This window comes from Tenacibaculum aiptasiae, assembly GCF_008806755.1.
Classification (GTDB): domain Bacteria; phylum Bacteroidota; class Bacteroidia; order Flavobacteriales; family Flavobacteriaceae; genus Polaribacter; species Polaribacter aiptasiae.
Genome location: NZ_WAAU01000028.1, coordinates 39,661 through 53,857, shown reverse-complemented (window position 1 = coordinate 53,857; position 14,197 = coordinate 39,661). Strand labels below are relative to the sequence as shown.

Here is a 14,197-nt window from a genome sequence, read left to right as displayed (position 1 = left end):
ATTCTGCATATTTGCAATCTAAAATTTAAACCTAATGGAATAGGCAAAAAGTAATATTATTACATACTTTTTTTTGCTAATTACATTTAACCTAACAAATAAAACAAAATAAACCAATGAAAAAACTTATCGCTATTTGTGCGTTCTCAATAATGGCTTTTGCTTGTTCTTCAAAAAAAGAAGGTAACATGGTTGTGAAAGGTCAAATTAAAGGGTTGAAGAAAGGTACGTTATATCTTCAAAAAATGAAAGATACTGTACTAGTTGCTGTTGACTCAATGACTTTGTTAGGTGACGATAAATTTATGTTAACCGACAATGTTGATTCTCCTGTAATGTATTATTTAACTTTCAATGGTAATGCTAAAGATGAGCACATCATGTTTTTTGGAGAAAAAGGTAATATTACTATTAATGATAACATCGAAGACTTTGGTTTTAAACCAGAAATAAAAGGTTCTAAAAATCAAGAAGTAATGGATAAATTCCGTGAAATTGATAAAAGATTTAAAGAAAAGAATTTAGAATTTATACAGAAAGGTTTCGAAGCTCGTAAGTCTGAAGATGAAAATTTAATTAAGCAATTAGAAACAGATTATAAAAAAATGATTCGTCGTCGTTTTTTATTTTCAACAAACTTTGCTGTTACCAATGCTGATAGCGAAGCTGCCCCATATATAGCTTTAACTGAATTATACGATGCAAATATTCAATTATTAGATACCATTAATAAAAGCTTAAGTAATAAAGTTAAGAACTCTGATTACGGAAAACGTTTACAGAAATTTGTTGACGATATTAAAGAGAAAGAAGCTAAATAGTTTCAGTAAAATATAGTTATAAGAAAACTCGATACAAATTGTATCGAGTTTTTTGTTTATCTAAATAACCTTGTATTACTTTTCAGAAGCTATATATTCATCTACCATAGATTCTAATACATTTAATGGTAATGGTCCATTGGTTAAAACTACATCATGAAACTTTCTAATATCAAACTTATCACCTAAAGCATCTTTTGCTTTTTTACGTAATTCTAATATTTTAAGCATTCCTATTTTATAGGCCGTGGCTTGACTTGGCATTACAATATGACGCTCTACCATTTTAATAGCATCCAACTCTGCATTAGGTGTATTATCTGTATAATATTTTATTCCTTCTTCACGAGTCCACTTTTTAGCATGAATTCCTGTATCTACTACTAAACGACATGCTCTCCATAATTCCATTGCTAAACGTCCAAAATCTGAATAAGGGTTAGCATAGAAGCCCATTTCTTTTGGTATAAACTCAGAATACAGTCCCCATCCTTCAACATAAGCTGTATAACGTCCAAATTTTCTAAACATTGGTACTTCTTTTAACTCCTGTGCAATAGCAATTTGCATATGATGCCCTGGTATTCCTTCATGATAAGCTAAAGCTTCCATTTGATATGATGGCATACTCTCCATATCATACATATTTGCATAATATGTTCCTGGTCTAGAACCATCTAATGCTGGTTGTTGGTAAAATGCTTTTCCTGCCGATTTTTCTCTAAAAGGCTCTACTGCTTTTACTATTAAAGCCGCTTTTGGTTTTGTGATAAACAATTCATCTAAACGAGTTTTCATGCTATCAATAATAAAAGTTGCCTCATCCATGTATTCTTTTCTACCCTTTTGAGAATCTTCGTAATAAAATTGTTGATCCTTTTTCATGAATTCAAAAAACTCCTTTAAAGTACCTTTAAAACCTACTTTTTTCATAATAGCACGCATTTCTTCGTGAATTCTAGCTACTTCCTTTAACCCTATTTCATGAATCTCTTCAGCAGTCAAATTAGTAGTAGTAGTTCTCTTTAATGCATTATTAAAAAATGCTGATCCTTCTGGTAATTTCCATGCTCCATCATCTGTACTCGCAACTTTTTCTTGTGCTTCTAATGTAGCTATTAAGTTTTCGTAAGCTGGTAAAACACTTTCTTTTAAAGCAGCTGTACCTTTCTCTATAAGCTCCTTTTTTTGTGCTTCATCTATATCTAATGCATTAACTTTATTAGTAAAATCATTAAATAATGTACTTGGTTTACCTGAATTATCAAAAGGAGTTCCTTTTATTAGATTTCTAGAATCATCCAAAACTTTTGCAAATACAAACTTCGGAGGCATTATTCCTTTAGCCTCTCTTTCTTTTAAACCTTTTACTAATTCAGCAAATAAAGATTTTAAATTATGTAATCGAGCTATATAATTCTCTGCATCTTTAACATCAGATACTTGATGCATATTGATTAAAAATGCAGGTATTTCTGCTTGCATACCATGCATTTGGTTTACAGGATACGTATGAAAACGGTATTTAAAATCAGCTATTTGATTTTCTAATTGTTGTTTAAATAAATCATAACTTAATTTAGCTCCTTTATCTAAAGCTTTTACATTAACAGAATCGCTCATCCATTGTAAAGCTTCCTTTGCATGTTCTAATTCCTTTTTCGCAAAATCGTCAGAAATATCATTCCACTTATCTGCATCTTTTTTTATACCTAAATAGGTTTGGTACATTGGATGCCTGTCTAAATTTTCTTTAAATTGTTTATCAAAAAAAGTATTTACTTTTTTAGATTCAGCAGCAATATCCTCTTTACTAAGAACCTCAACTTTTTTTTCTTTTTTGCAGGACACTAACATTATTCCTACAAATAATGCTAAAACTGAATATGTTTTTATTTTCATGATTGATAGTTTAATATGCGGAAGATACAAAATAACTATCTCATAAAAATTGGCTATTTATATTTTACAAATTTCTGTAAAAAGTCTTCTTTATAAGCTCTTCCTAGAGGTAAAACTTCTTCATTTGAAATATATACCTGATTCCCAGAAACTTTTTCTAAATAACTAGTATTAACTATATACGATTTATGTATTTGCACGAAAGATGTAGGTAATTTGGTTAACCAATTTTTCATTGACTCTGAACTTAAATATGTTTTTTCAGTAGTAACAATCTCCGTGTAATCTGCATCTGATTTTATAAATATGATATCATTGCTACTAACTTTTACAAAATCGTAGCCAGATTTCAATAAAAAAGTATCAGCTACTTCTACTATTTTACTTTCTTTTCCTTCTGATTTTGTTGATAACATTGAAGTACTTTTATGAATAGCCTGAACAAAACGTTGAAATGAAAAAGGCTTTAATAAATAATCTACAACATTATATTCATAGCTTTCTAAAGCATAATCAGAAAAGGCTGTTGTTAAAATTACTTGCGAATTATTTTTTAGTGTTTTTAAAAAATCGATACCCGATATTTTAGGCAAGTGAATATCTAAAAAAATTAAATCTACTTCTTCATTTTGTAAAAAAGATAATGCCTCTATACCATCAGAAAAAGTTTCTAATAATTTTAAAGAACCTACATCGTTAATATACTTTTGTAAAATACGTTGAGCAGGCGGTTGATCTTCTACTATAATACATGTTCTCATAGACTATTCTTTTTTTGAAAGTTGTAATTGTAAGTTCACTTTATATATTTGATTATAGTCATCAATTTTTAGTGAATACTTATCAGGGTACAAAATTTCTAATCGCTTCTTTACATTTGCTAAACCAATTCCTTGGGATAAGTTTTGATTATTTGAACTAGACAAAAAACTATTTTCACAAACAAAATCTAATACTCCTTCTGAATTTACTTGTATATCTACATTAATACGAATATCTGTACTTTGACTAGCTGTACTATGCTTAAATGCATTTTCTATAAACATTAATAAAATTAAGGGTGCTATTACATAATTAGCAGGAATCTTTGATGTATTAAAACGAACTTCTCCTCTATTTTCTATCTGCAATTCATTTAAAGCTGTAAAATGTTTTAAATGTTCTATTTCCGATTGAAGTAACACAAAATCTTCCTTACAATCATATAACATATAACGCAATACTGATGAAAGCTCTAAAATAATTGATGGCGTTTTTGGCGATTGCTCTATAGCGTAAGCATATAAGTTATTTAAATTATTAAATAGAAAATGTGGATTTATTTGAGACTTTAAAAAACGTAATTCACTCTCTTTTACTGTAGATTCTAATTTATCTACCAAGCCTTGTTTTTTATGTGCGTCCCACCCTAATTTAAAACTTACTAGTATTATTATAATTGGTAAAATATCGAGAAGCGTGAAGAATACATTTGAAACGTATTTACCTCGTTCTCCTGCATAAAATATTTTTTCTAATACAAATTCTTCTGATATGTATAAATATACTAATGTTAATACAATAGCTATTCCAAATTCCTTATATCTTTTTTTATAAAATAATGTAGGTATAAAAATATAACTTATAATAAACGATACTAGTGCATAATGTGTAAAAAACACTAATCTATCTAAACTAATATCTGGACTATGCTTATCAAATGAAAACAGGAAAAAAATAACTATCAATAATGATATTTGAAAAAGCCATTCTTTACGTTCAATCTTACTAAATAGATGTTTCATAACTCAAAAATAAATGAATCTTATATAGTTATATACAAGTTTCCTATAAACGGTTAAATATTACCGACAAACAACAAAATATAAAAAATATCAATACCTAAGTTGTTTAGAGGTTAGTATTGGTTGTTTACCGATTTAATTTTTCATCCTACCTGTTTCTTTGAAAATTTGTTGTTCTAAAGTTTAAAATACAAATCATGAAACAATTTGGAATACTCCTATGCTTGTTGGTTTTAGCTTTTTCTAAAACATATGGGCAAACAGATACCAAAACAATTAATGGAAAAGTTATAGAAAACAATAACCAATTACCTCTTGAGTTTGTTACTGTAATTGTAATGGACTCTACAAAGAACACTCCTATCTCTGGTACTACTACCGATGAAACTGGAGCTTTTAGTTTAAAAACAACCGCTTCTAATTTTTATATAGAAGTTCGTTTTATTGGTTTCAAAACAAAAAAAATAACTCAATTCAATCGTAACGCTTCAATTATTAAACTACCAACCATTACTTTGGAAGAAGACTCTGATAAACTAGACGAAGTTATTGTTCGTGCTGAAAAATCTCAAACTGTTTTTAAATTAGACAAACGTGTTTTTAATGTTGGTAAAGATTTAAGTAGTACAGGAGCTAGTGCTTTAGAAGTATTAAATAATGTTCCTTCAGTAACAGTTAACATCGAAGGACAAATTAGTTTACGAGGTAGTCAAGGAGTACAAATACTTATAAATGGAAAGCCATCTGTTTTAGCTAGTGAAGAAGGAAATGCTTTAGGAAGTATTACTGCTGATATGATTGAAAGTATTGAGGTAATTACCAACCCTTCTGCAAAATATGACGCTTCTGGAACTAGTGGGATTTTAAATATTATTTTAAAAAAATCAGAAAAAAAAGGATTAAATGGTTCGATATCTTTAAATACTGGTATTCCTAATAATCACAGTTTAGGTTTAAGTTTAAATAGACGTACTGAAAAATTCAACTTATTTAGCCAAATAGCTTATGGTAGACGTACTTTTCCTAGAGAAGGAAATAGTTCTAGTACTAATACTACAAGCAATACTCGATTAAGTACCACTAGCGATAGTGATAAAAACGAAAACTTCTTTAACCTAATTTTAGGTACTGATTATCATATCAACGAACATAATATTCTTACCTTATCTGGTCATTATGCTTTCGAAAATGAAAAAGAAAGTGCAAGTCAACTTTACAATTTACAAGACGCTTCTTTAGCTACTACCGATTCTTGGAATCGATTAGAAGACACCAGAGCTACGAATCCTAAATGGGAATATGAATTACAATATAAAAAGGATTTCACAGATCATAAAAAACATAATTTACTATTTAGTGCTTTAGGTACTTCTTTCTCTAAAGATAAAACTTCAAACTTTAATAATAACGTGCTTATAGGTAATATGACTAATGCTATTCAGGAAGCAAAAACTAACTTTGCTCAAAATGAATATACTTTCAAATTAGATTATACACGTCCTATTCGCGATAACTATATCTTAGAAATTGGAGCTCAATATTTATTAGACAAAGTAACCAATACTTATACCGTTCGTGATTTTATCAATAACAATTGGGTTACCAACACTGGATTTAGCAACGTATTTGATTATAACCAAGGGGTTTTAGGTACTTATGCTACTTTTGCCTATGAAAATGATACTTGGGGATTAAAAGGAGGTTTACGTTTAGAAACAACGAACCTTACTACAAAATTAATTACCACAAATCAGAACAATAAACAAAACTATAGCAACCTATTCCCTAGCTTTCATAGTTCTTATAAAATAAATGATGATTTATCATTACAAGCTGGGTATTCTAAACGTATTTTTAGGCCTAGTTTATGGGATTTAAATCCTTTTGTTTCTTTTAGAGATAACTTTAACCTTAATGTTGGAAACCCTAATTTAACTCCTGAATTTACCGATTCTTTTGAAATAACCACTATTTATAAATTATCAAAAGCATCTATTAATGCAGGAATATACCATAGAGCAACAACAGATGTAATTGAAGACATTACCACAATTAATAACAATGTAACAACTTCTCAACCTCAAAACATTGGTACTAATCGTGCTACAGGTATAGAAGTAAACACTAAATATTCTCCTATTTCTTGGTTTAGTTTTACGTCAGATTTTAACTACAATACTTTTGTAAGGAAAGGACAATTATTAAACAATAATTTTGATTTCACAGGAAATAGATGGAGCTTAAGAGGAACTGGTAAAATTAAGTTTCCTGCTGGATTTACTTTAGAAGCTACAGGAAATTACCGTTCTAAATTTAAAACTGCTCAAAGTACCATATCTGATAATCTTTTTATGGATTTAGGTATTCGTAAAAAAATGCTAAAGGGTCGACTAAATGCTAGTTTAAGTGTTCGTGATGTATTTGCTTCAAGAAACTACGAAGAAGTAACTGTTCAAAATAACTTTAACAGAACTGCCTTTAGTCAAAGAGGACGTTTTGTTACCTTAGGAATTAGCTTCGGTTTTGGTAAAGGAGAAGCTATGGAATTTTCTGGTCAGAAAAGATTTTAAATACTTTAAATAAAAAAGTTAGCCTATTAAAGGCTAACTTTTCTTCTTTTATATTTTAAAGGTTAGTAACGGAAAACTACTATGATTAGCTACATCTTCTGTTATGCTTCCTTCAAAGAAACGAGCCATTCCTTTTCTTCCTTTTGTAGCAATAACTAACATTTCTACATCATTTGCATTCACATAGTAACGTAAACCATCTTCTACAGTATAATCAGATACAATATGAATTTGTTCTTTACTAAAACTTACTTCTCCTAGTTTATCTAAAAATCTTTGAATTTTTTCTTTTAATTCTGAAGTACTTTTAAACTTAGTTGAAGGAGTTTGTACATATACTAAATCTATTTTAGCATCTAAGTCTTCAAAAAACAACTTTGCTCTTAATAATGGAGCTATATCATCATCAGAGAAATCGCAAGCAAAAACTACTTTTTTAATATTCTCTACTATTGGTTTTTCTTTAATTACTAATACTGGTACATGTGCATAACGTATTACTTTTTCTGTATTAGAACCTATGAACATTTCTTTTAATCCACTTGCTCCTCTAGACCCCATTACAATTAAGTCTACATCTTCTTCTCTAGCTAATTGATCTAACTCGCTAAAAATTTTAAAATGCTTTATTATTGGTGTTACTTTTATGCCTTTTAAATAATCTTTTTGTAAAAAGTTGTGAAACTTTTTTTCTGTCAATTTTAAATAAAAGAAGGTTTCATTTTGAGCATAACTTTCCGACTTACTAACGATAGCATTAGATAATTCTAACATATGCACAACTATAATTTCTGCATTTGCTTGTTTTGCTAAAAAAGAAGCTGTTTCTAAGGCATATTCTGAATGATTTGAAAAATCAACTGGTACAATTATTTTTTTCATAAGTAAGATATTTAAGGTTTAACTTCATATCTAAATTACAAAACATACACCAAGAAAATTATGATTTTTATCATGTGAAGCTTTTAATGACAACCTTTTACAGATGACACTATTTCATTAACAGGCAATGGAGAAACATAAGGTATTCCAAGTCCTAAACCTCTTAAAACAAATAACACTCCAATAAAAACAACCACGTAAGGAATAGCTTGTTGAATTCTTTTTCGAACAAGTACGTTGGCAAAATTCCCTATATATACCATTGTAGTCATTAAAGGTATAGTTCCTAATCCAAAAAGAAACATATATAAGCTTCCAGAAAGTGAATTTGTAGTAGTTAAAGCTCCAAAAACAGCCATATAAACCAATCCGCATGGAAGAAATCCATTTAAAAAACCTATGGTAAAAAAAGTATCATTCCCTTTTTTTTTAAGCTCTTTTCCTAAAGCCGATTTTACTTTCATAACCAATCTACTTATTGGTTTTGAAAAATTATATTTTTGGAAGGTTTTGGGAAGTAAAATTATCAAAATCATTACAACACCAACAACAATAGAAAGTTGTTGTTGAAAGCCGAAGAAATAAAATCCTTTTCCCAAAAAACCAAACAACAAACCTATTAGGCTATAGGTAAATAGTCTTCCAAAATGATAACTTGTAATTTGAAAAAACTGTTTTACTTTATTAGTTCTATCTACGGGTAACATAAAAGCAATTGGACCACACATGCCTATGCAGTGAAAGCTTCCCAATAAACCTAATATGATTGCAGAAATAAGCATTAGTAAATTAGTTCTTTCTGATATAAATAATCTTTATTTTTGTAGTTCCAGGAAACAGTTATGTTCCAGCGACCACCTAACAAACGTTTCTCAGGCACGAGCAAATATGTATTGGAAAGTGAAATAGGCATTTCAAAATCCAGTTGCTTATTAGATGGTCTATATAGGAACACTTTTCCTGTTATATCCTTAGGATTAAATTCTGTTGGAAAATAGATTTTTAATCCTTCTTTTTTCTTTTCAACTCTTACATTTTCTTTTAATGCTTTCGCATTTTTTGTCGCATTTATACTGTTTTGATATGCTAATTCTTTTTGATAATATTTATCAGATACCAAATCGTGATTATAACTTTTCCCTGTACTCATAGTTATTACGAAATACATGATAAAACCTATAAATCCAATAATTGCGATTACTATGCCCGTGCCCCAGTTTAGTTTCATTTTTATTGTTTTTAGTGTCATTGTTCCCAATGACGTTATTATTATCTATAACTTCTTGGTCCTAAAAAATTTGTTTTAGTGGTTTCTATTAATTTATCACCACTAAACACTCCTATTTTTAGTGTTACCTTTTCTTTTTTCATTTCAGATTGATGCAACTCTATAAATAGTGTTCCCTCTGCTAATCCTTGCTTTGGAACTTCAAAATTTTTATGTGTTACTGTTTCTATTTTCCCTTTATGAGATAGTAACTTATAACTAACATCATCAATCTGTTTTGTTGTTTTATTAATTACTTTGTATGTGTAAATGTTACTAATAACTCCATTTTCTTTGTGCTGATATAACTGTCCTGGTAATCTTAAAATAGTAGCTTCAACATCATTTCTTAAAAACAACATTCCTATTAAAACCGCTATTAAAATTCCCAATACTGCAGAATATCCTTTCATTCTTGCTGAAAACTTAAAAGGAGCTTTCTTCACTATATTCTCTTCACTTGCATAACGAATAAGTCCTTTTGGTAACCCCACTTTTTCCATCATGTGATCACATTCATCTATACAAGCTGTACAGTTTACACACTCTAACTGTGTTCCATTTCGGATATCAATTCCTGTTGGACATACATTTACACATTGGAAACAATCAATACAATCTCCTTTTCCAGATGCTGCTCTATCTTCTTTTTTCTTAAATTTCCCTCTTCCTTTCTCACCTTCTCCTCGAACATGATCATACGCTACATTAATAGTTTTGTTATCTAATAAAACTCCTTGTAACCTACCATATGGACAAGCGATAATACACACTTGTTCTCTGAACCAAGCAAAGATGAAGTAGAATACTCCTGTAAAAATTAATAGCGAAATAAGTGTTCTAATATTATCAAACGGGTTGCCTGTTACATAATCTATAACGGTATCTCCTCCTATCAGATAAGCTAAAAAAACATTTGCTATTATGAATGAGATAATAAAAAAGATGAACCATTTTAAAACTCTCTTTTTAATTTTTTCAGCATTCCATGCTTGTTTTTCTAAACGTATTTGTTTTCCTCTATCTCCTTCAATCCAATATTCTATTTTTCTAAAAACCATTTCTAAGAAAATGGTCTGTGGACAAATCCATCCACAAAAAATACGTCCAAAAACTACTGTAAAAAGTATTATAAATACAACTCCAATTATCATTGAAACCACCAACAAATGAAAGTCTTGTGGCCAAAATGGAAATCCGAAAATATTAAACCTACGCTCTAGTACATTAAATAGTAAAAACTGATTTCCTTTAATTTTTATAAATGGAGCAAGCAATAAAAATGCTAGTAAAAAATAACTCACATAGGTTCTGTATTTATAAAACCTACCACTTGGTTTCTTAGGATATACCCAAGAACGCTTACCTTCTTCGTTGATGGTACCAATACTATCTCTAAATTGTTCGTTCTTGGGTGTCTCCATTTTCTCCAATTAAAAACCAAATTTGTTATTAAGAGTATTATTTTACTGTATACTGTCTTTTGCTTGTTCTTCTACTTTTACCTCAGCAGTTGTTCCTTCTTCTACATATTTTTCTCCTTGAGGAGCTTTAGGTTTTGCTGGTGTTGTACCTTGAAATTTCAAAATATAACTAGCCACCTTTTGAATGTCTTTTGGTTTTAATGTTTTTCCCCAAGCAACCATTCCTTTTCCATCTCTACCTCCATTGGTAATAGTGTTGAAAACATTTTTAATTCCACCACCTAAAATCCAATATTCATCTGTTAAATTAGGGCCTATACCACCTCCACCATCAGCAATGTGACAAGCAGCACAGTTTAAATTATAAACAGCCTTACCTCTATTTAAATCGCTTTCTGATGTTAATACTGTTACAGTTTCTGCATCAATTACTGCTTCTTTTGAAGTTGACCTAAAAGCTGCTAACTCTCTTTTAGCTTGCTCAACAGATTGTGCATATTCCATCTCTTGATTATCTGCTCCTAACATATGGTATCTTACTAAATATACACATCCGAAAATGATTGTTGCATAGAACATATACAACCACCATGGCGGTAAGTTATTATCCAGCTCTTTAATTCCGTCATAATTATGATCTAGAATTATTTCTTCTTCCTCTTCTACTGCTTTGGCTTCTGTCCATTTATTAATTAACTTCTTAGCCCAAGCCCAATGATCTACTTCTTCTGGATTCACTCCATCCTTTTCCATTTGGAGCTGTTCTGCCTTTTGCTGTGCAACTATATTTACTAATTCTTTCATTAGAATTACTAAAATCAACGCTACAATAGCTATCCATACTAATGGATTTTCATACAAGCTAAATGGATTTTCATACGACTTTATTGCTGTCATCAATGCAAAAAGCGTGATTCCTATAAAAGTGATATATGCTGCTGATTGAAAATATTTTTTCATCTTCTTTTATTTTAATCGTTTAACGGTAAATTGCTCACTTTACTTATGTAATCTTTCTTGGCTGTATATACCCACCAAAACAGTACTACAAAAAATGTAAAGAATATAGTTAACGAGATAATTGGATATATTTCAATACCTGCAATAGTCTCCATGTGATTTTTTACGAACTTCAACATAATTTCTAGTTTTTAGCACTTAATTGATCTTCTACATCTTTTACCTTTATATCTGTACCTAAACGCTGTAAATAAGCTATTAAGGCTACAATCTCCCTGTCTTTCATCTCTATGAAAGTTTGCCCGTTATCTGCCGCATATTTTTTATCTGCTGCATAATTCTTTGCAAAATCTGGATCTTGATGTAAGTTCTCTTGAATCTTAGCACCTTGAGCTTCCATACTTGCTTGTGCATTCGCAATATCTTCTTCAGTATACGGAACTCCTAAACTAACCATAGCTTTCATTTTTCCTTCAGTACTGCTCTTATCTAGTTTATTTCTTACTAGCCATTTATAAGCTGGCATGATAGAACCTGGTGAAGTACTTTGCGGATCATACATATGATTTAAGTGCCAACTATCAGAATATTTACCTCCTACTCTTAATAAATCTGGTCCTGTACGTTTTGACCCCCATAAGAATGGATGATCATATACAAATTCTCCTGCTTTTGCATACTCTCCATAACGCTCAACTTCTGATCTGAATGGACGAATCATTTGTGAGTGACATCCTACACATCCTTCACGGATATAGATGTCTCGTCCTTCTAATTCTAATGGCGAATATGGTTTTACGCTAGTAATTGTTGGAATATTAGATTTTACTAATAACGTTGGTACTATTTGTACAATACCTCCTATTAAAATTGCTATCGTAGCATAAATTGTTAATTTGATTGGCTTTCTTTCTAACCAAGTATGCCATGTTTCTCCTTTAGTTCTGTACTTAGATACTTTTGTTAATGCTGGTGCTTCTGCTAATTCATCTGTTACATTACTTCCAGATTTTACAGTTTTTACAACATTGTATAGCATTACTATGGCACCAAGGATAAACATACTACCTCCAATAGCACGCATCCAATACATAGGTATAATTTCATTTACAGTTTCTAAGAAGTTACCATAAGTTAAAGTTCCATCAGGATTAAACTGTTTCCACATAGATGCTTGAACAAATCCTGCTACATACATTGGTAAAGCATACATAATAATACCTAAAGTACCAATCCAGAAATGGAAGTTTGCTAATGCTGTAGAATATAATTTTGTTTTAAACATTCTTGGTATTAACCAATATAACATACCAAATGTTAAGAAACCATTCCATGCTAATGCTCCTACGTGAACGTGGGCAATAATCCAGTCTGAGAAGTGAGCAATTGCATTTACGTTTTTAAGTGATAACATTGGTCCTTCAAAAGTTGCCATACCATATCCTGTAATAGCTACTACCATAAACTTTAAAACTGGATCTGTACGTACCTTATCCCATGCTCCACGTAACGTTAATAATCCATTGATCATACCTCCCCAAGATGGTGCTATTAACATTACTGAAAACGCAACTCCTAAATTTTGAGCCCAATCTGGTAACGAAGTATATAATAAGTGGTGTGGTCCTGCCCAGATATAAATGAATATTAAAGACCAAAAGTGTACTATCGATAATCTATATGAATATACTGGTCGATTTGCAGCTTTAGGCACAAAATAATACATTAAACCTAAGAAAGGTGTTGTTAAGAAAAATGCTACGGCATTATGTCCGTACCACCATTGTACTAACGCATCTTGAACTCCTGCATAAACTGAATATGATTTTAAGAAGCTAACTGGCAACTCTAAACTATTAAATATGTGTAGTACAGCTACAGTTACAAATGTTCCTAAGTAAAACCAAATAGCAACATATAGATGACGTTGTCTTCTTTGTAAAATTGTCCAAATCATGTTAGCTCCAAAAGCTACCCATACTAAAGCAATGGCAATATCAATAGGCCATTCTAATTCTGCATACTCTTTTGAGGTTGTATACCCTAAAGGTAATGTTATAGCAGCTGCAACAATAATTAATTGCCATCCCCAGAAGTTAAAATTACTCAGGAAGTTACTTGCCATACGGGCTTTCAACAATCGTTGTAATGAGTAATAAACTCCCGCAAATATTGCATTACCTACAAAGGCAAAAATTACTGCATTGGTATGTAATGGACGTAAACGACCAAAACTTAACCATGAAATCCCATCAGTAATATTTGGGAATAAAAACATAAAAGCCAGCAACAATCCTACCGAGAAACCTACAATCCCCCAGAGTAGCGTGGCGTAAATGAACTTTTTTACGATTTTATTATCGTAATAAAATTGTTGCATCTCCATAATTTATCTAAATTTAATATCTATTGTTAGTTGTTAATTTTTGTTTTCTTTTACCAATTCATCATCGAAAAGCATACGAACAGAAGGCGTATACGAATCATCGTACTGCCCTTTTTTTACCGAAACGATAAATGCAATAAAAAAAACAATTGCCACTAAGATGCTTAGTGTAAGTAGTAAGTAAATAACGCTCATATCTTG

At 30.5% G+C, this 14,197-nt stretch carries 13 protein-coding genes; 2 read left to right on the top strand and 11 right to left on the bottom strand.

What is annotated here, in order from left to right:
* Positions 1-116: 116 nt before the first annotated feature.
* Positions 117-821: a DUF4369 domain-containing protein gene (locus F7018_RS13485; protein WP_150900617.1), complete on the top strand. Its 705-nt coding sequence runs from the start codon at positions 117-119 to the stop codon at positions 819-821.
* Between the two features lie 75 nt (positions 822-896).
* Here the strand turns inward: F7018_RS13485 and F7018_RS13480 are convergent, their stop codons facing one another.
* From F7018_RS13480 to F7018_RS13470, 3 genes are read right to left on the bottom strand one after another with little or no spacing between them, the layout of a single operon-like run.
* On the bottom strand, positions 897-2,723 hold the full coding sequence (locus F7018_RS13480) for a DUF885 domain-containing protein (RefSeq protein ID WP_150900616.1): 1,827 nt from the start codon (positions 2,721-2,723) through the stop codon (positions 897-899).
* A 53-nt stretch (positions 2,724-2,776) separates the two neighbouring features.
* Positions 2,777-3,484 (bottom strand): LytR/AlgR family response regulator transcription factor, encoded by a 708-nt coding sequence (locus tag F7018_RS13475; protein ID WP_150900615.1) that lies wholly within the window; start codon positions 3,482-3,484, stop codon positions 2,777-2,779.
* A gap of 3 nt (positions 3,485-3,487) precedes the next feature.
* Positions 3,488-4,507, bottom strand: coding sequence for a sensor histidine kinase (locus F7018_RS13470; RefSeq protein ID WP_150900614.1), 1,020 nt, complete (start codon positions 4,505-4,507; stop codon positions 3,488-3,490).
* Positions 4,508-4,704: 197 nt separating this feature from the next.
* Here F7018_RS13470 and F7018_RS13465 point away from each other — a divergent pair, with 197 nt between their 5' ends.
* Positions 4,705-7,077, top strand: a complete 2,373-nt coding sequence (locus F7018_RS13465) for an outer membrane beta-barrel family protein (RefSeq protein WP_150900613.1) — start codon at positions 4,705-4,707, stop codon at positions 7,075-7,077.
* A 48-nt stretch (positions 7,078-7,125) separates the two neighbouring features.
* Here the strand turns inward: F7018_RS13465 and F7018_RS13460 are convergent, their stop codons facing one another.
* The 8 genes from F7018_RS13460 to ccoS form a co-directional block, all read right to left on the bottom strand.
* Positions 7,126-7,959, bottom strand: coding sequence for a universal stress protein (locus F7018_RS13460; protein ID WP_150900612.1), 834 nt, complete (start codon positions 7,957-7,959; stop codon positions 7,126-7,128).
* A gap of 83 nt (positions 7,960-8,042) precedes the next feature.
* Positions 8,043-8,741, bottom strand: a complete 699-nt coding sequence (locus F7018_RS13455; protein ID WP_150900611.1) for a sulfite exporter TauE/SafE family protein — start codon at positions 8,739-8,741, stop codon at positions 8,043-8,045.
* Complete coding sequence (locus F7018_RS13450) at positions 8,741-9,187, bottom strand: FixH family protein (RefSeq protein WP_150900610.1); 447 nt, start codon at positions 9,185-9,187, stop codon at positions 8,741-8,743. Before F7018_RS13450 ends, F7018_RS13455 begins: the two co-directional genes overlap by 1 nt.
* Positions 9,188-9,228: 41 nt before the next feature.
* Complete coding sequence (gene ccoG, locus F7018_RS13445; protein WP_150900609.1) at positions 9,229-10,650, bottom strand: cytochrome c oxidase accessory protein CcoG; 1,422 nt, start codon at positions 10,648-10,650, stop codon at positions 9,229-9,231.
* Positions 10,651-10,692: 42 nt separating this feature from the next.
* The gene (locus F7018_RS13440; protein WP_150900608.1) at positions 10,693-11,610 is read right to left on the bottom strand and encodes a cbb3-type cytochrome c oxidase N-terminal domain-containing protein; all 918 of its coding nucleotides are present in this window, start codon (positions 11,608-11,610) and stop codon (positions 10,693-10,695) included.
* 11 nt (positions 11,611-11,621) lie between these two features.
* Positions 11,622-11,789, bottom strand: coding sequence for a CcoQ/FixQ family Cbb3-type cytochrome c oxidase assembly chaperone (locus F7018_RS13435; protein WP_150900607.1), 168 nt, complete (start codon positions 11,787-11,789; stop codon positions 11,622-11,624).
* Positions 11,790-11,794: 5 nt separating this feature from the next.
* Positions 11,795-13,996: a cytochrome-c oxidase, cbb3-type subunit I gene (gene ccoN / locus F7018_RS13430; protein ID WP_150900606.1), complete on the bottom strand. Its 2,202-nt coding sequence runs from the start codon at positions 13,994-13,996 to the stop codon at positions 11,795-11,797.
* Between the two features lie 33 nt (positions 13,997-14,029).
* A complete protein-coding gene (gene ccoS / locus F7018_RS13425) occupies positions 14,030-14,191 on the bottom strand; it encodes a cbb3-type cytochrome oxidase assembly protein CcoS (protein WP_150900605.1) in 162 nt (53 codons plus the stop codon).
* Positions 14,192-14,197 lie beyond the last annotated feature (6 nt).